The organism is Microbacterium sp. SORGH_AS_1204, assembly GCF_030818935.1.
GTDB lineage: Bacteria > Actinomycetota > Actinomycetes > Actinomycetales > Microbacteriaceae > Microbacterium.
Genome location: NZ_JAUTBD010000001.1, coordinates 359,258 through 374,990, shown reverse-complemented (window position 1 = coordinate 374,990; position 15,733 = coordinate 359,258). Strand labels below are relative to the sequence as shown.

The window sequence follows — 15,733 nt, the reverse complement described above, 5'->3', positions numbered from 1 at the left end:
CATCACCGGGGAAAGGAAACGTCATGTCGCACCTCGCCATCAAAGCCGGTATCGGCGCCATCGTGGGCGCCGGAGCAGCGGTGGTCGCCGCGCTGCTCGGCATCCCGGATCTGTCGCCGCTGCTGGGCTGGGTGATCGCCGCCGGGATCTTCCTGACATGGGCCTGGCCGCGAGCCTGGCCCGCCGACAGTGAGCGCACGCGGACCCTCGCCCGTCACGAGGAACGCTCGCGCCGACTGGTCGACACGCTGATCATCGCGGCGACCCTGTTCAGCGTCGTGCTCGTCGTCTTCGCCCTCATCCGCAGCCAGCAGCAAGACCTGATCGGATCGCTCGCCGCGATCCTCGCCGTCGTCGGTGTCGTGGCAGCGTGGGCCCTCGTCAACACCGTGTACGCCTTCAAGTACGCCCGGATGTACTACCTCGACGACCGGCACCGGTTCGACTTCGACCAGGACGAAGACCCGGCCTACAGCGACTTCGCCTACACGGCGTTCCTGATCGGAATGGCGTACAGCGCGAGCAACGTCACCCAGTCGTCCACCGCGTCGCGCCGCATCGCGCTGGGTCACGCACTCCTGTCGTACTTCTTCGGCACTTTCGTGGTCGCGGTCGCCATCAACCTGATCACCGGCCTCACCCAGGGAGGGTGAGGGCGCGTCGTCCGACGACGCCGGCCGGAGGACCGCGGGTGCTGGACGACGCGCTCCGCACCGTGCGCCCGGCGCGCCTGTCCGCGCGCGAAACACGACTGCTATCCGGTCGTCGTCGTCCCGAAACACTGCATGGTTCTACTGGAGTGCATGGACAACGCTTCAGCGCTCGCACCCGCAGACCGTGATCGCGTCTCGACGCGTGTCAGCCTAGCCCTGCTCGGCGTCCGCAGCGACGCCCCCGTCCGCCGCACCGGCGGAGCCGGCCCGAGCGACGACGGCCACTTCGTCGTCGACGGCGACGGGGCGGCCATTCCCCTCAACCCGAACAGCCCGTACGTCATCACCGCGTCGGGGCGCCTCACCCGCGACGGCGCCGATCTCGGCTTCGACGTCGCCCCGGTCGTCCGGCCGAAGTTCTACGACCTGCAGACCGACGAGGGCGTGGCGTACGACAAGATCGCCAAGCTCCACGGCAAGAACGTGCTGGCCACCACGGTCGTGCAGACGTGCGTCCGCTACGACGAGAGCGAGCGCTGCCGCTTCTGCGCGATCGAGGCCTCGCTCGATGCGGGAACCACGATCGCGGTGAAGACGCCCGCGATGCTCGCCGAGGTCGCGGAGGCGGCCGTGCGGCTCGACGGCGTGACGCACATGGTCATGACCACCGGCACCTCGAACGGCTGGGACCGCGGCGCCAAACACCTCGCGCGCTGCGTGCGGGCGGTCAAGGCCGCGGTCCCGCAGCTCGAGATCCAGGTGCAGTGCGAGCCGCCCGCCGACCTGCAGGCCATCACCGACCTCTACGACGCCGGCGCCCGCTCCATCGGCATCCATGTCGAGTCGATGGACGACGACGTGCGCCGCCGATGGATGCCGGGCAAGTCCCGCGTGAGCATGGACGAGTACCGCGCCGCGTGGCGCGAGGCCGTGCGGGTGTTCGGCTGGAACCAGGTGTCGACCTACCTCATCGTCGGCATGGGCGAAGACCCCGACGAGGCGGTCGAGGGGGCGCGCGAGCTGATCGAGATGGGCGTGTACCCGTTCGTCGTGCCGTTCCGCCCGCTCAAGGGCACGCTCGCCACCGATGTCGACAAGGTGCCGGCCCCGCACCGCGCGGTCGTCGACGACATCACCTCGCGGGTCGCGCAGCTGCTGCACGCGGCCGGCATGCGCGGTGAGGACCAGAAGGCCGGGTGTGCCGCGTGCGGCGCGTGCAGCATCCTCAAGACGGCGGGCGCGTGATGTTCGACGTGCCGGTGCTGACCGGCGCACCCCGTGCGCAGGAGGCGCCCGCGTGGGTCATCCGGGTGGCGGATGCCACCGACCTCGCCGCGTACCGCGCGATCCGGCGCGACGTCTTCGTCGGCGAGCAGGGGCTCTTCGCCGGCACCGACCACGACGACATCGACGACGACCCCCGCACGGTGGTGCTCGTCGCGGCCACCGCCACCGGTGACGTGCTCGGCGGGGTGCGACTCGCCCCCGCCACCGCGCGCGACATCGGCTGGTGGACGGGCGGGCGTCTCGTCGTGCGGCGCGGTGCTCGCCACGCGGGCGGGATCGGTTCCGCTCTCGTTCGCGAAGCGTGTCGTGAGGCGGTGAGCCGGGGCGTGCTGCGCTTCGACGCGACGGTGCAGCAACGCAACGAGCCTCTTTTCCGCCACCTCGGGTGGGTGCGCTGGGGGGAGGCCGTGATCGGCGGCGCCCCGCACGTGCGGATGCGCTGGCCCATCGACCGCATCGCCGACCTCGTCGGGGCCATGAAGCTGCCCCTCGGCGACGTGCTCGCCGGCATCCGCGACGACCATCCCGAAGCGCTCGGCGGCGACGGCTGGGTCGGAGACGACGGGGCGCTCGTGTCAGGCACCGATGTCGTGGTCGCCACCGACGCGATCCTTCCCGCCCTCATCGACAAGGACCCCGAGTGGGCCGGGTGGTGCGGGGTGCTGGTCAACGTGAACGACCTCTCGGCGATGGGTGCGCGGGCGGTGGGACTGATGGATGCCGTGTCGGCGGCCACCCCGTCGGCGGTGCGCCGGATCGTCTCGGGACTGCGCAGCGCCGCGGTCGCATGGGACGTCCCGGTCCTGGGCGGGCACACGCAGCTGCGGGGGGCGTCGTCGCTGGCGGTGACGGCGCTCGGGCGCACGACCGCGCCGATCCCCGGCGGTGGCGGGCGGGCCGGGCACCGGCTGGGTCTCACCGTCGACCTGCACGGCCGCTGGCGCCGCGGCTTCGAGGGACGCCAGTGGGACTCGACCTCCACCCGGACGGGCGAGGAGCTGCGGCACCTGGCGGGGCTCCTCGCCGCGCACCGGCCCGCTGCGGCGAAAGACGTCAGCATGGCCGGCATCGTCGGCACGACGGCGATGCTCGCCGAGGCCTCCGGTACCGGTGCGCGCATCGACGTGGCCGACATCCCCGCGCCGCCCGACGTCGCCTTCGGCGACTGGCTCACCTGCTTTCCGGGGTACGGCATGCTCACCGCCGATGCTCCCGAGATCCCCTCGCCGCTCGCGCACTCGGCCACGATCGGCGAACTGAGCGCCGAGCCCGGCGTCGTGCTGCGGTGGCCCGACGGCGTCGAGACCCGTGCGCTCAACACGGATGCCACCGGCCTCGGCCAGGCGTAACGCAAGCTCTTTCCGACCGAAACCAATCCGAAACACGAACCGACGAGCCTGTTACCAGACAGACGCTCCATCCCCGGCTCCACCGACGCGAAGGACATCATCATGACCACCGACATCGACGCTCAGATCGCCGAGAACATCGCCAAGTCCCTCGGCGAGGTCCCCCACCCCTCGCTCCCCAAGGGCAGCAACATCTACGGCTCGACCAAGCTCTTCCCCGACTTCCAGGCGGAGGACGGCGAGACCTACTTCACCCTCATCCACGGCATCCCGCACGAGTCCTCGGTGAGCTTCGTCGCGATCCTCCAGGCGACCCGGGCCCTGCGCAAGGGCTTCGAGTCGGCCATCTACCTGTACGGTCCGGGCACGCTGGCCGCCACCGCCAACCGCGGCTTCCCGACCACGGGCGACGCGGGCTTCCCCGGCGAGCTCAACATGAACAACTCGCTCGAGACGTTCATCAAGGAAGGCGGCACGGTCTACTGCTGCCGCTTCGGCCTGGCCCTGCACGGCATCCGCGAAGAAGACCTCATCGAGGGCGTCATCCCCGCGCACCCGCTCGACGTGCAGGACGCGCTCATCTACTACGCGCGCAAGGGCGCGATCATCAACTCCACCTACAACCTCTGAGGCCCGGCATGACCATGAAAGTCGCTTCCGTCTCGGCGAACTTCACCCGAGACCTGGAGCAGAACTACGCGCTCATCGCCGACCTGGTGACCGAGGCGCGCGCCGCGGGGGTGTCGTTCCTCGCGTTCCCCGAGGCCGCCATCGGCGGATACCTCTCCTCGCTCGGCAACCACGGCGACACCGTCAAGACCACGAAGCGCTCGATGCCGCCGGCCATCCGGCTCGACGGACCCGAGATCGCCCGCGTGCAGGAGCTCGTCGGCGACATGGTCGTGACGATCGGCTTCTGCGAGCTGGCCGACGACGGTGAGACGCGGTACAACGCCGCGGTGTGCCTGGACGGCGAGAACATCTACGGCTCGTACCGCAAGGTGCACCAGCCGCTGGGCGAGAACATGTCGTACTCGGCCGGTGACACCTATCGCGCCTTCGACACCCCCGTCGGGCGTGTGGGCATGCAGATCTGCTACGACAAGGCGTTCCCCGAGGCCGCGCGCATGCTCGCCCTCGACGGCGCCGAGATCGTCGTGAGCATGTCGGCGTGGCCCGCGGCGCGCACCGCGACCGCCGAGAACCTGCAGGACGACCGGTGGACCTACCGGTTCAACCAGTTCGACATCGCGCGGGCCCTCGACAACCAGGTGTTCTGGATGGCATCCAATCAGTCGGGCACCTTCGGCTCGCTCCGCTACGTCGGCAACGCCAAGGTCGTCGACCCGGGCGGCAACATCCTCGCGACGACCCTGCTCGGCACCGGGCTCGCCATCGCCGAGATCGACATCGAAGAGACGTTCCGGACGATGCGCGGGGGCATGTTCCACCTGCGCGACCGTCGACCCGACGTGTACGCCCCGGTCGCCGAGACGGCCGGGGAGCACGTCGAGGGATGGAAGGAGCTGGCCCGTGCCTGAGATGCGCTTCGCGGTGCGCTGGCCCGACGGTGTCGAGTCCTCGCACTACTCGCCGAGCCTCGTGATGCACGACTACCTCACCACCGGCAGCCGCTACGACGTCGCCGACTTCGTCGCGCGATCGAGCGAGGCCCTGGATGCCGCGGGCGAACGCGTGCGGGCCGCCTACGGCTTCGCGTGCACCTCGGCCATGGCATCCCGTGACGAGATCGTGCGGTCGGCGGCTGCCTACGACGGCGGCGAGGTCACCGTGCTGCGCATGGAGCCTCCCCTCCCGGTGGGTGCGGCATGATCGCCGTCGACCTGCAGCCGGGCGATCACTACCCCGCGGTCATCGTCGGCGGCGGGCAGGCGGGCCTGTCGGTCAGCTGGCACCTCGCGCAGGCGGAGGTGCGGCACGTCGTGATCGAGCGGGAGTCCGCGGCGCACGAGTGGCGCGACGGCCGGTGGGACAACTTCACTCTCGTCACGCCGAACTGGCACTGCCGGCTGCCCGGCTACGCGTACGACGGCCCCGACCCCGACGGGTTCATGACCCGCGACGAGGTCTACGCCTGGGTGCGCCGCTACGCCGACACGTTCGACGCGCCGATCGCCGAGGGCGTGGAGGTGCGGCGGGTCGACCGCCGCGACGACGGGGTGTTCGTCGTGCAGACCAGCGCCGGCGAGATCACCGCGGATGCCGTCACGTCGGCGACCGGGGGTTATCACCGCCCCATCACGCCGTCGTGGGCCGATGACCTGCCCGAGCGCATCGTGCAGATGCACTCGCACCACTACCGCAACGCGGGACAGCTCCCGGGCTCCGTGCTCGTGGTGGGCACGGGGCAGTCGGGCACGCAGATCGCCGAGGACCTCCACCTCGAGGGACGCCAGGTGCACCTCGCCGTGGGGCGCGCGCCGCGCGTGGCGCGGTTCTACCGAGGGCGGGACTGCATGACGTGGCTCGCCGACATGGGCGTCTACGACGTGCCGGTGGGGGAGCAAGCCGCGGCCAAACGCGCAGCGACCAATCACTACGTCACCGGGCGCGACGGCGGACGCGACATCGACCTCCGTCTCTTCGCGGCGCAGGGGATGGGCCTGCACGGACGGGCGATCGGCGTCGCCGACGGAAGCCTCGCGTTCGACGACAGCCTCACGGCCAACCTCGACCGCGCCGATTCGGTCGCCGAGTCGATCAAGAACGACATCGACGCCTACGTCGCCCGCGAGGGCATCGACGCTCCGGTCGAGCCGCGCTATCAGCCGGTGTGGACGCCCGCTGGAGGCCCCACCCGACTCGACCTCGACGAAATCGACGCCGTCGTCTGGGCCATCGGCTTCCGCGCGGACTGGTCGTGGCTCGGCGACCTCGACGTGCTCGATGCGGCCGGGCACCCGGCGCACGACCGCGGCGCGACGGCGGTCCCCGGATTCTCCTTCGTGGGGCTCCCGTGGCTGCACACGTGGGGCTCGGGACGTTTCCACGCGATCGCACGGGATGCCGAGCACGTCGCCGCCGGCATCGTGGCGGCGTCGCGCGGCGTCCTCGCGGTGCGCTGAGCGGCCAGCGCGTACTCTCGGGGAATGGCATCCGTCACGATGGCTGCGGTGGCGGCCCACTTCGGCCGCGACGTGGACCGCACGCTCGCCAAGCTCCCCGGCATCGTCGAGGACGCACGCGGGCGCGGCGTCGACCTTCTCGTGCTCCCGGATGCCACGATCGGCGGCTACCTGCTCGACCTGCACCACCCGGTGGAGGAGGGCGACGGCATCCCGCACTCCGTCGAGATCGACGGACCCGAGGTGGCCGCGATCGTCGCCCTGGCGGGTGACATGACGGTGTGCTTCGGGATCGCCGAGCGTGCCGTCGACGGGGGCGAGGAGCGGCGGTACAACACCGCCGTCTGCGTGAACGGGGACGGCGTGCTGGGGGTGCACCGCAAGGTGCACCTGCCGCTGGGCGAATCGGAGGTCTACGCCGCCGGTGACGACTTCCGCGCCTTCGACACCCCGGTCGGTCGCATCGGCATGCTGATCGACTTCGACAAGACCTTCCCCGAGGCGGCGCGGTCGGTCGCGCTCGACGGCGCCCAGGTTATCGCGTGCCTGAGCGCGTGGCCGGCGAGCGTGACCGACCGTTCCGACCGGATCCGCAACGACCGGCAGGCCCACCTGTTCGACCTGTACGACTGCGCCCGGGCAGCGGAGAACCAGGTCTACCTCGTGTCGTCGAACCAGACGGGCGTGCTGGGCGGCCTGCGCTTCCTCGGGCAGGCGAAGGTTGTCGACCCCGCGGGCGAGATCGTCGCCAAGACCTGGGCGAAGGGTGGGCTCGCCGTCGCGGAGGCCGACGTCTCGAGCGACATCGCCCGCGCGCGCCGCTCGCTCAACCACCTCGCGCAGCGCGCCGAACACGCCTACCGGCTCAGCGCGCCGGCATAGACCGCGCGCTCGCCGCGGAAAGGACGACCCATGCGCATCGCGCAGCTGACCTATTCCACCAAGCCCCGCGGCGGGGTCGTGCACACCCTCGCGCTCGCCGAGGCACTGGCCGCACGCGGGCACGACGTGGAGGTGTGGACGCTGGGGCGCGGCGACGACACCGCGTTCTTCCGTCCGGTCGACCCGCGCGTCCGCGTGCGCGTCGTGCCCTTCCCCCCGCAGGAGGGCGAGGGCGTGGGGGAGCGCATCGAGCGCTCGATCGAGCTGATGGCCGCGGCGCTGGACCCGGATGCCGACATCGTCCACGCGCAGGACTGCATCTCGGCGAACGCGGCGCTGCGTCGCGGCATCCCGGTCGTCCGCACGATCCACCACCTCGACACCTTCACGACGCCCCAGCTCGTGGCGTGCCACGACCGGGCCGTCATCGAGCCGGTCGCCCGGCTGTGCGTCTCGCAGGCGGTGGCGCGCGAGGTCGAGCAGGGGTACGGCGTACGCCCCGAGGTCATCGCGAACGGCGTGGATGCCGAGCGGTTCGCCGCCGCGGCCGAGGCAGACGACGCCCGGGCGGCATGGCGAACGCAGCTCGGCGCGTACGTCCTGGCCCTCGGGGGCATCGAGCCGCGCAAGGGCTCGATCGACCTGCTCGAGGCCTACGCGCTCATGCGTGACGAGCACCCCGACCTGCGCCTGGTGTTCGGCGGCGGCGAGACGCTGTTCGACTACCGCGAGTACCGGGAGCGCTTCGAGGCGCGCGCCGCGGAGCTCGGCATCCGTCCGATCATCCTGGGGCCGGTCGACGACGCCACCCTGCCGGCGCTCGTCGCCGAGGCCCGGGCGCTCGCATTCGTCTCGACCAAAGAGGGCTTCGGCCTGGCCGCGATGGAGGCGCTCGCGGCGTCGACGCCCGTCGTCGCGCGCGACCTGCCGGTTATCCGCGAGGTGTTCGGCGACACGGTGCGCTACGCCTCCTCGCCCGCCGAGATCGCCGCGCAGCTCGGCGCGGCGGTGAGCGGCGACGGCGCGCTCGAACCCGGTGCCGGCACGGCCCTTGCCCGCGCGCACACCTGGGAGCGAGCGGCGCGCGCCCACGAGGACTTCTACGCCCGCGTCCGCGTCGGAAGCGCCCCGTGACCGAGCGCACGTTCTCCGCGCTGCTCGCGGAACGAGCAACGCAGGCTCCCGACGCGCCGATCGTCACCGACCGAGAAGGCGTCATGACGGCGTCGGAGCTCGATGCCGCCGCGACCGCCTTCGCGCACGAACTGCTCGCCCACGGGGTCAAGCGCGACGACACCGTCGTCGTGTCTCTGCCGAACGGACGCGACGTCGTCACGGCCTGCTTCGGCATCTGGCGCGCGGGTGCCACACCGCAGCCCATCGCTGCCGACCTTCCGATCGCGCAGCGACAGCACCTCGAACGCATCGCGCCGCCGGCCGCCGCCGTGGGCACCCGACCCGCCTCGACGGGCGTCCCGTGGCTGCCGGACGTGCGTGTCGCAGCCCGCGCGGGCCACCTCCCCGACGCGGCGGCCGCGTGCTGGAAGGCTCTCGCCACGTCGGGATCCACGGGGAGGCCGAAGATCGTGCGTGCGGCGGCACCGGCAACCCTCGATCCGTCACGACCGGTCGCCGCGTTCCTGCCGCGCAGCGCCACGCAGATCGTGTCCGGTCCCCTCTGGCATTCGGCCGTCTTCACCTACGCCTTCCGCGGCCTGCTCACGGGGCACCGGCTCGTCATCCTGGATCGCTTCGATGCGGAGCGCTGGATCGACACCGTCGAGAAGGAGGGCGTCACCTGGGGTCTGCTCGTCCCGACGATGATGGCCCGCCTGCTGCGCGTCGACCCCGAGCGGCGCGGGAGCGAGCGGATCTCCCGCATCGACAGGGTTCTGCACATGGGTGCGCCCTGCACCCCCGAGGTGAAGCGGGCATTCCTCGAGTGGCTCGGCCCCGAGCGGGTCGACGAGGTCTACGCCGGCAGCGAATCGAACGGCCTCACCCACATCACCGGGACGCAATGGCTGGAACGGCCGGGCAGCGTCGGCCGCCCGATCGGCGGAACCGTCATCAGCATCCGCGACGCCCGCGGGACCGAGGTGCCCACGGGGGAACGCGGGTCGATCTGGATGCGGCGCGGCGACGTGGCCGCCTATTCCTACGCCGGAGCGCCGTCTCGCCGTGACGAAGAGGGGTGGGACACGCTGGGAGACCTGGGGCATGTGGATGCCGACGGCTTCCTCTTCTTGCATGACCGGGCCGACGACGTCATCCGCCGCGGCGCCGAGACGATCGACCCGGCGGCCGTCGAAGCGGCGCTGTGCTCCCACCCCGGCGTCATCGAGGCGGTGGCATTCGGCGTCGCCGACGACGATCTGGGGCAGTGCGTCCACGCCGCCGTGCACCTCGCCGATCCCGGCGCTCTCTCGGCCGTGGCAGACGTCGCTCGCGAACGCCTCGGCCGTCATGCACCCGTCGCCCTCCATGTCTCGCCGACTCCCCTCCGCAATGAGGCGGGGAAGGTTCGCCGGTCCTCGTTGGCGGAGAGGTTCGGTCCCGATGCGCCCGCGAGTCGCACGAACGCGACGCGCCCGCCGGCCGACCTCTGATGCCTCGCGGGGTCGGACGCATCCCCGCAGCCGAGCCCGCGCCCCGATACGTCGTCATCTCCGCGCGCCCCCGAACCGTGCCGACGCCGCCTGCCACTACTGTCGATCTTCATGGCCGTGACCTTCACCGACATGCCGCTCGACCTGCTGCGCGCATACCGCCCCGCCCTCGTCGAGCCCGCCGGACTCGACGAGTTCTGGACCGAGACCCTCGACGCCGCGCGCGCCGCCGCCGGCCCCACCCGCCTCGCCCCCGTCGAGGCGCCGGTGCGGGCGCTGAGCGTGTCCGACCTCACCTTCACCGGCTTCGGCGGCGACGAGATCCGCGGCTGGGTCATCCGCCCGCACGGCGACGAGGTGCTGCCCGCGGTGGTGGAGTACATCGGTTACGGAGGCGGTCGGGGCCTGCCCGGCGAACACCTGAAGTGGGCTGCGGCGGGCTACGTGCACGTCGTCATGGACACACGCGGCCAGGGCTCGGCCTGGAGCCTGGGATCGACACCCGACCCGCACGGCTCGGCCGCCGCCTTCCCCGGTGTCATGACACGCGGCATCCTCGATCCCCACGACTACTACTACCGCCGCCTCTACACCGACGCCGTCCGCCTCGTCGACGAGGTGCGCACGATGGCGGGCGTGGATGCCGACCGGGTCGCCGTGACCGGCACGAGCCAGGGCGGCGGGCTCGCCATCGCCGCTGCCGCCCTCTCGGGTGACGCCGTCGCCGCGGTCATGCCCAACGTGCCGTTCCTCTGCGACTTCCCGAACGGCATCGTGCGTACCCCCTCGGCGCCGTTCACCGAGATCACGCGGTTCCTCTCGGTGCACCGCGACGAGGCCGACCGGGTGCTGCACACGCTGTCGCACGTCGACGGCGCGGTGCTCGCGCGGCGCATCCACGCTCCGGCGTACTTCTCGGTCGGGCTGATGGACGATGTCGTGCTGCCGTCGGGGGTGTTCGCGGCGTTCCACGCGCTGTCGTCCGACGACGCGGCGATGGAGGAGTACACCTACAACGGCCACGAGGGCGGCGCACACCGCCACTGGATGAAGCAGGTGGCCTGGCTCGACGCGCGCTTCGGTCTCTGACCGTTTGCGGGCGGCCGAGCCGCAGCTGTGGCGAGCGGAGGGCGAGGGACGAGCGGAGGACGCTCGGCGCGCATTCGTCCTCCGCTCGTCCCTCACCCTCCGCTCGTCACGCTTGCGCACCGCGCCCGGACCCCGCCACCGCGTCAGCCGGCGGTCACTCCCAGACGCTCGGCGCCGGTCGGCGCGTGGAGGGCAGGGCCGAACCCGCCGCCCAGTCGTGCACCCACTCCTCGATGTCGGGAAGCCCGTCGGGGCGCCCGACGGCGGCGAACAGCTCATCGTGCGGCACGGTGCCGCCGGAGCGACGGAGGATGCGGGCGCGGATGATCGCGCGCGCGTAGATCTCCCCGCCGACGAGGGCGCGGTGCTCGAGGTAGACGGCCCGGTCGTCGTGCCCGATGAGGCGCGTCTCGAGCTCGAAACGCTGCCACAGTTCGAGCGACCGGCGGAAGGTGATGGTCTCGGCCGCGACGACGGCGTACCAGCCCTCCTTCGCCATCGCCTCCACAAGGCCGGCGCGCGTCAGCAGGTCCCACCGCCCGAGGTCGAACAGCGAGAGGTAGCGGCCGTTGTTGAGGTGGCGCAGCATGTCGATGTCGGTGGGAAGCACGCGCAGACGGATGCGGACGACCGTGTTCGGGTCGAGGGGGCCCTCACGACGTAGGCGACGGCGGGCACGGAAGAGCACGAGGAGCGTGCGCCAGAGGACGTTCACGAGGGGCGAGCGTAGCGATCCGACGACGAATCCTCCATCTCGTTGTCTCCCCTCGACAATCACGGGGTGCGCATCGCGGAGCGGGGCCGCATCGCACGCTCCCTTACCCCATTCGCAGCGCTGTCGCCCTCGATTTCACCCTCGCGAATCCCACGCGTAGAGTCGCCCCATGACTGCGGAAACCCGAACCGACATCGTCGTCCGTCCGGTGCGCGACGTGGATGCCGAGGCCCTGGGCCGCGTGCACGCCACCTGCTGGCACGAGACCTACGATCACCTGATCAGCAAGGCGGCCCTGGAGGCCGTCTCCCCCCGCCGCATGGCCGAGCTGTGGACCCACTGGGCCTCGCAGGGCGACGGCTACCGCATGCACGCCGCCCTCGTCGACGGCGAGATCGTCGGCTTCGTCGGCTCGGGCCCCGCCCGCGACGACGACGCGCCGCGCGAGCGCGAGCTGTACTTCATCTACCTGCTCGACGCCCACCACGGCACCGGCATCGGCCAGCAGCTCTTCGACGCCGCCGTCGAAGAGGGTGAGGGCGTGTACCTGTGGGTCGCCGACGACAACCCGCGCGCTCACCGCTTCTACACGCGCAACGGCTTCACGCTCGACGGGGCGTCGCAGGTGCAGCCCTTCCTCGGCGAGGAGCTCACCGAGGTGCGCTTCGTCCGCTGACGTGCTGCAGGTCTGGGCCCTCGACGGCATCCGAGAGATCACCCCGGGAGACGACCTCGTCGGGGTGATCCTCGATGCCCTGACCGAGCCTCTGCGCGACGGCGACATCGTCGTCGTCACCAGCAAGATCGTCTCGAAGGCCGAGGGCCGCATCATCCGCGCCGACGACCGGGAGGACGCGATCACCCGCGAGACGGTGCGGCTCGTGGCATCCCGCACCTCCCCCACCGGGCACGTCACGCGCATCGTCGAGAATCCGCTCGGCATCGTCTCGGCCGCCGCCGGAGTGGATGCCAGCAACACCCCCGAGGGCACGGTGCTGCTGCTGCCGGTCGACCCCGACGCCTCGGCGCGGCGACTCGCCGAGGGCTTGCGCGCCGTCGCGCGCGTGGGCGTCATCATCACCGACACGCTGGGCCGTGCGTGGCGCGAGGGCCAGACCGATCACGCGATCGGCGCGGGCGGCATCCACGTCTTCGAAGACCTGCGCGGGACCACGGATGCCGAGGGCCGCCCCCTCGTGGTGACCCTGCCGTGCGTGGCCGACGAGATCGCCGCCGCCACCGACCTCGTCAAGGGCAAGGCGTCGCGTCGGCCCGTCGCAATCGTGCGCGGCCGCGGAGACCTGGTGGGCGAACTCGACCTGCCCGGCGCCCGCTCCATCGTGCGTGACCCCGCCCGCGACATGTTCCGTCAGGGCGCCGACGAGGCGTACGCCGAGGGCTTCGCCGCGGGGCGCGCGGCGCGCGACTGACGCCCCGGGGCCCACCGCGTTCAGCGGATGCCGCGGGCGGCGAGCGCGTCACCGAGGTCGTCGGCGTGACGCAGCGCGAGCACCAGGAACGGCATGGCGCCGCGCGCGAGCGAGGGTCGCAGCCCCCGGGCGCGCTGCGCGTCACGCACCTCGGCGGCCAGCCGCGCGAGCACCGGAATGGTCGTCAGAGCGATCGTCCACAGCAGTGCGACGCGGCCCGGATCGACGCCGACGCGCCCGAGCGGCTCGAGTCCGCGCTCGAGCGCGTCGAGCATCGCGGCGACGGGGGTCGTCAGCGGCACGAGTGCGGCCACGAGCAGCGCGGCGACGACCCGCGCGGTGTTGGCGACGGCGGCCTCGGGCCCGAGGAAGAGCAGCTGCCCCGCGACCGTCACGACGATGATCCCGCGCAGCGCCCACGTCTGCCGTGCGAGCTCTGGAGCTCCCACGCCGCTCGCGAGGTAGAGCAGGCTCGCGGCCCCCAGCGCCACCGGCGCGCTCCCCCAGCTGGACGGCAGTGCGGCCAGTACCCCCGCCACGAGCGCCAGGAACACCAGCTTCGGGCCCGCCGGCATCCGGTGCAGCCAGCCGCCGCCCGGCCGGTACAGGCTCAGCACGCCACCGCCCTCTCGTAGGCGTCGATGACCTCGTCAGAGGTTCCGGATGCCACGACCCGCCCCTCGCAAAAGAACACCGCCCGTTCGCAGCGGCGCGCCAGGCCGAGGTCGTGCGTCACCATGAGCAGGCGGTGCCCGGCGTCGGCGAGCAGGTGGTCGGAGACGAGGCGGGCGTTGCGGGCGTCGAGGAAGGCCGTCGGTTCGTCGGCGACGACGAGGTCGGGCGCGCGGACGAACGCCCCGCACAGGGCGAGCAGCTGCTTCTGACCGCCCGACAGGTCGTGAGCGGGACGGTCGGCGAGGCCGTCGAGCCCGAAGCGCTCGAGGGCGGCGGCGACGCGGCGGTCGCGCTCCGCGCGCGGGAGCCGGGCGGGGCGCAGCGACAGCGCGACATCGTCGGCGACGGTGGGCATGACGATCTGCGCGTCGGGGTTGCTCAGCACGAGCGCCACGCGGCGGCGGAGCTCGGCGGCATCCCGATCCGGATCGAGGCCGAGCACGCGCAGGTCGCCGGTCGTACGGCGAAGGAGCCCGGCGACCATGCGCGCGAACGTGGACTTGCCGGAGCCGTTGTCGCCGATCACCGCGACAGAGCGGGCGTCGAGGTCGAGGGTCACCCCCCGGAGCACGTGACGTTCCCCGAGGCGCGCGGCCACGTCGGTGCAGCGGATCACACGCCCGCGCCGGCCGTCTCGCGCTCGCGCGCAGGGGTCGCCCACTCGCGGCGGAACCCGCGCGGGTAGGCCCGCACGAGCGTCGTCACCACGACGGTCGCCACCGCGGCCTTCAGCAGGTCGCCGGGCACGAAGACGAGGCTCGTGAGCGCCGTCTCCGCCAGCGGCAGGCGGGTGACGAGGCTCTGCACCGGGATGCCGAGGGCGTAGATCGCGCCGATCCCGCCGGCCACCATGGCAAGGGCGGTGCGCCAGACCACGGGGCGGCGTCCGCCGGCGTGCACGATGAGGCCGATGACGACGGCGCCGAGGATCCACCCCAGGGCGTACCCGGCGGTGGGGCCGAGGAAGACACCGAACCCACCGCGCCCGCCCGCCAGGACGGGAAGGCCCACCGCGGCGAGCGCGAGCAGCACCGTCACCGACAGGGCGCCGAACATCGGACCGAGCACCGCGCCGGCCAGCATGACGCCAAGAGTCTGGGCGGTGATCGGCACCCCGCCGAAGACGGGGAAGCTGCCGGGCAGGCCCAGCACCGCGATGAGTGCGGCGAAGACGGCGATGCGGGCGAGGTCGGTGGCGTCGGGTGCGCGCATGGGGTTCCTTCCTGAACACTGTTCACCTGAACGGCGTTCACTATACTCATTCCATGGCTCCTCGCGGACACTCCGCCGACGACGTCGCGCGTACGGCGCTGCGCCTCCTCGACGATCACGGACTCCCCGACCTCACGATGCGCCGGCTCGCGACCGCGCTCGAGGTGCAGCCCAGCGCCCTGTACTGGCACTTCCCGAACAAGCAGTCGCTGCTCGCCGAGCTCTCCGACCGGATCGTCGGCCGCATGGCATCCGGTGACCCGGTCGACCTCCGCACCGAGGCGCTCGCGCTGCGCGACGCCCTGCTCGCCTACCGCGACGGCGCCGAGGTCGTCTCGAGCACCCTGGCGCTCGGCCTCGGATCGTCGCTCGCGCACGACCGACTGACGGCCGCGGTGTGCCACGACGGCTTCGACGCCGACACCGCGCGCCGCGCGGCGACGACCGTGCTGCACTACGTGCTCGGGTTCGCGTGGCACGAGCAACAGCGACTGCAGTACGACAGCGTGGGCGTGCGCGCCGGTGACCCGGTCGACCCGCCTGGCAACGGCGCCGCCGGGCTCGCGACCGACGACTTCGCCTTCGGTCTCGACCTGATCACCGCCGGGCTGCGGGCGCGCGGCCGGGTCTGACCGCGCGTCGCGCCGAGGTCTCACGATCGGTGCGTGAGACGTCCGGCGCGACGGACGGCCTCGCGCCTCGTCCTGGCTGCACGCCGGCGCCGCAGGCTCCCGTCGGCGCCGGCG

General features: G+C 72.2%; 18 protein-coding genes. 14 read left to right on the top strand and 4 right to left on the bottom strand.

What is annotated here, in order from left to right; genetic code table 11:
- Nucleotides 1–23: 23 nt before the first annotated feature.
- From QE410_RS01680 to QE410_RS01630, 11 genes are all read left to right on the top strand, one after another.
- A complete protein-coding gene (locus tag QE410_RS01680) occupies nucleotides 24–653 on the top strand; it encodes a DUF1345 domain-containing protein (protein WP_307327086.1) in 630 nt (209 codons plus the stop codon).
- A 150-nt stretch (nucleotides 654–803) separates the two neighbouring features.
- Nucleotides 804–1,898, top strand: coding sequence for an MSMEG_0568 family radical SAM protein (locus QE410_RS01675; protein WP_307327084.1), 1,095 nt, complete (start codon nucleotides 804–806; stop codon nucleotides 1,896–1,898).
- Nucleotides 1,868–3,289, top strand: coding sequence for an MSMEG_0567/sll0787 family protein (locus QE410_RS01670; protein ID WP_307327082.1), 1,422 nt, complete (start codon nucleotides 1,868–1,870; stop codon nucleotides 3,287–3,289). The genes QE410_RS01675 and QE410_RS01670 overlap by 31 nt, the downstream gene beginning before the upstream one ends.
- Before the next feature lie 102 nt (nucleotides 3,290–3,391).
- Complete coding sequence (locus tag QE410_RS01665) at nucleotides 3,392–3,919, top strand: MSMEG_0572/Sll0783 family nitrogen starvation response protein (RefSeq protein WP_210072631.1); 528 nt, start codon at nucleotides 3,392–3,394, stop codon at nucleotides 3,917–3,919.
- Between the two features lie 8 nt (nucleotides 3,920–3,927).
- Nucleotides 3,928–4,830: a carbon-nitrogen hydrolase family protein gene (locus tag QE410_RS01660; protein ID WP_307327080.1), complete on the top strand. Its 903-nt coding sequence runs from the start codon at nucleotides 3,928–3,930 to the stop codon at nucleotides 4,828–4,830.
- A 1-nt stretch (nucleotide 4,831) separates the two neighbouring features.
- Nucleotides 4,832–5,122: an MSMEG_0570 family nitrogen starvation response protein gene (locus tag QE410_RS01655; RefSeq protein WP_307334290.1), complete on the top strand. Its 291-nt coding sequence runs from the start codon at nucleotides 4,832–4,834 to the stop codon at nucleotides 5,120–5,122.
- Complete coding sequence (locus QE410_RS01650; RefSeq protein WP_307327078.1) at nucleotides 5,119–6,375, top strand: MSMEG_0569 family flavin-dependent oxidoreductase; 1,257 nt, start codon at nucleotides 5,119–5,121, stop codon at nucleotides 6,373–6,375. Before QE410_RS01655 ends, QE410_RS01650 begins: the two co-directional genes overlap by 4 nt.
- Before the next feature lie 24 nt (nucleotides 6,376–6,399).
- Nucleotides 6,400–7,257, top strand: coding sequence for a carbon-nitrogen hydrolase family protein (locus QE410_RS01645; protein WP_307327076.1), 858 nt, complete (start codon nucleotides 6,400–6,402; stop codon nucleotides 7,255–7,257).
- A 30-nt stretch (nucleotides 7,258–7,287) separates the two neighbouring features.
- Nucleotides 7,288–8,391, top strand: coding sequence for an MSMEG_0565 family glycosyltransferase (locus tag QE410_RS01640; RefSeq protein WP_307327074.1), 1,104 nt, complete (start codon nucleotides 7,288–7,290; stop codon nucleotides 8,389–8,391).
- The gene (locus tag QE410_RS01635) at nucleotides 8,388–9,866 is read left to right on the top strand and encodes an AMP-binding protein (RefSeq protein WP_307327072.1); all 1,479 of its coding nucleotides are present in this window, start codon (nucleotides 8,388–8,390) and stop codon (nucleotides 9,864–9,866) included. The genes QE410_RS01640 and QE410_RS01635 overlap by 4 nt, the downstream gene beginning before the upstream one ends.
- Nucleotides 9,867–9,977: 111 nt before the next feature.
- A complete protein-coding gene (locus QE410_RS01630; RefSeq protein ID WP_307327070.1) occupies nucleotides 9,978–10,955 on the top strand; it encodes an acetylxylan esterase in 978 nt (325 codons plus the stop codon).
- A 154-nt stretch (nucleotides 10,956–11,109) separates the two neighbouring features.
- On the opposite strand, the gene QE410_RS01625 is transcribed toward QE410_RS01630, so the two are convergent.
- Nucleotides 11,110–11,670, bottom strand: coding sequence for an acyl-CoA thioesterase (locus tag QE410_RS01625; RefSeq protein ID WP_307327068.1), 561 nt, complete (start codon nucleotides 11,668–11,670; stop codon nucleotides 11,110–11,112).
- A gap of 169 nt (nucleotides 11,671–11,839) precedes the next feature.
- On the opposite strand from QE410_RS01625, the gene QE410_RS01620 reads away from it, so the two are divergent.
- Nucleotides 11,840–12,346 carry a GNAT family N-acetyltransferase gene (locus QE410_RS01620; RefSeq protein WP_307327066.1) on the top strand — a complete coding sequence of 169 codons (507 nt, stop codon included), beginning with the start codon at nucleotides 11,840–11,842 and terminating at the stop codon, nucleotides 12,344–12,346.
- Nucleotide 12,347: 1 nt separating this feature from the next.
- On the top strand, nucleotides 12,348–13,100 hold the full coding sequence (cofE, locus tag QE410_RS01615) for a coenzyme F420-0:L-glutamate ligase (RefSeq protein ID WP_307327064.1): 753 nt from the start codon (nucleotides 12,348–12,350) through the stop codon (nucleotides 13,098–13,100).
- A gap of 20 nt (nucleotides 13,101–13,120) precedes the next feature.
- Here cofE and QE410_RS01610 read toward each other — a convergent pair whose 3' ends face one another.
- From QE410_RS01610 to QE410_RS01600, 3 genes are read right to left on the bottom strand one after another with little or no spacing between them, the layout of a single operon-like run.
- Nucleotides 13,121–13,717 carry an energy-coupling factor transporter transmembrane protein EcfT gene (locus QE410_RS01610; RefSeq protein ID WP_307327062.1) on the bottom strand — a complete coding sequence of 199 codons (597 nt, stop codon included), beginning with the start codon at nucleotides 13,715–13,717 and terminating at the stop codon, nucleotides 13,121–13,123.
- On the bottom strand, nucleotides 13,711–14,346 hold the full coding sequence (locus QE410_RS01605) for an energy-coupling factor ABC transporter ATP-binding protein (RefSeq protein WP_373459312.1): 636 nt from the start codon (nucleotides 14,344–14,346) through the stop codon (nucleotides 13,711–13,713). Before QE410_RS01605 ends, QE410_RS01610 begins: the two co-directional genes overlap by 7 nt.
- A 41-nt stretch (nucleotides 14,347–14,387) precedes the next feature.
- Nucleotides 14,388–14,987: a biotin transporter BioY gene (locus QE410_RS01600; RefSeq protein WP_307327060.1), complete on the bottom strand. Its 600-nt coding sequence runs from the start codon at nucleotides 14,985–14,987 to the stop codon at nucleotides 14,388–14,390.
- 53 nt (nucleotides 14,988–15,040) lie between these two features.
- Here QE410_RS01600 and QE410_RS01595 point away from each other — a divergent pair, with 53 nt between their 5' ends.
- A complete protein-coding gene (locus QE410_RS01595; protein WP_307327059.1) occupies nucleotides 15,041–15,619 on the top strand; it encodes a TetR family transcriptional regulator in 579 nt (192 codons plus the stop codon).
- The last annotated feature ends 114 nt before the right edge of the window (nucleotides 15,620–15,733 follow it).

Coding starts and splice junctions, on each gene's coding strand:
- QE410_RS01645 (WP_307327076.1), top strand. CDS start 6,400: ATGGCATCCGTCACGATGGCTGCGGTGGCGGCCCACTTCGGCCGCGAC.
- QE410_RS01620 (WP_307327066.1), top strand. CDS start 11,840: ATGACTGCGGAAACCCGAACCGACATCGTCGTCCGTCCGGTGCGCGAC.
- QE410_RS01655 (WP_307334290.1), top strand. CDS start 4,832: ATGCGCTTCGCGGTGCGCTGGCCCGACGGTGTCGAGTCCTCGCACTAC.
- QE410_RS01675 (WP_307327084.1), top strand. CDS start 804: ATGGACAACGCTTCAGCGCTCGCACCCGCAGACCGTGATCGCGTCTCG.
- QE410_RS01650 (WP_307327078.1), top strand. CDS start 5,119: ATGATCGCCGTCGACCTGCAGCCGGGCGATCACTACCCCGCGGTCATC.
- QE410_RS01640 (WP_307327074.1), top strand. CDS start 7,288: ATGCGCATCGCGCAGCTGACCTATTCCACCAAGCCCCGCGGCGGGGTC.
- QE410_RS01595 (WP_307327059.1), top strand. CDS start 15,041: ATGGCTCCTCGCGGACACTCCGCCGACGACGTCGCGCGTACGGCGCTG.
- QE410_RS01665 (WP_210072631.1), top strand. CDS start 3,392: ATGACCACCGACATCGACGCTCAGATCGCCGAGAACATCGCCAAGTCC.
- QE410_RS01680 (WP_307327086.1), top strand. CDS start 24: ATGTCGCACCTCGCCATCAAAGCCGGTATCGGCGCCATCGTGGGCGCC.
- QE410_RS01600 (WP_307327060.1), bottom strand. CDS start 14,987: ATGCGCGCACCCGACGCCACCGACCTCGCCCGCATCGCCGTCTTCGCC.
- QE410_RS01630 (WP_307327070.1), top strand. CDS start 9,978: ATGGCCGTGACCTTCACCGACATGCCGCTCGACCTGCTGCGCGCATAC.
- QE410_RS01660 (WP_307327080.1), top strand. CDS start 3,928: ATGACCATGAAAGTCGCTTCCGTCTCGGCGAACTTCACCCGAGACCTG.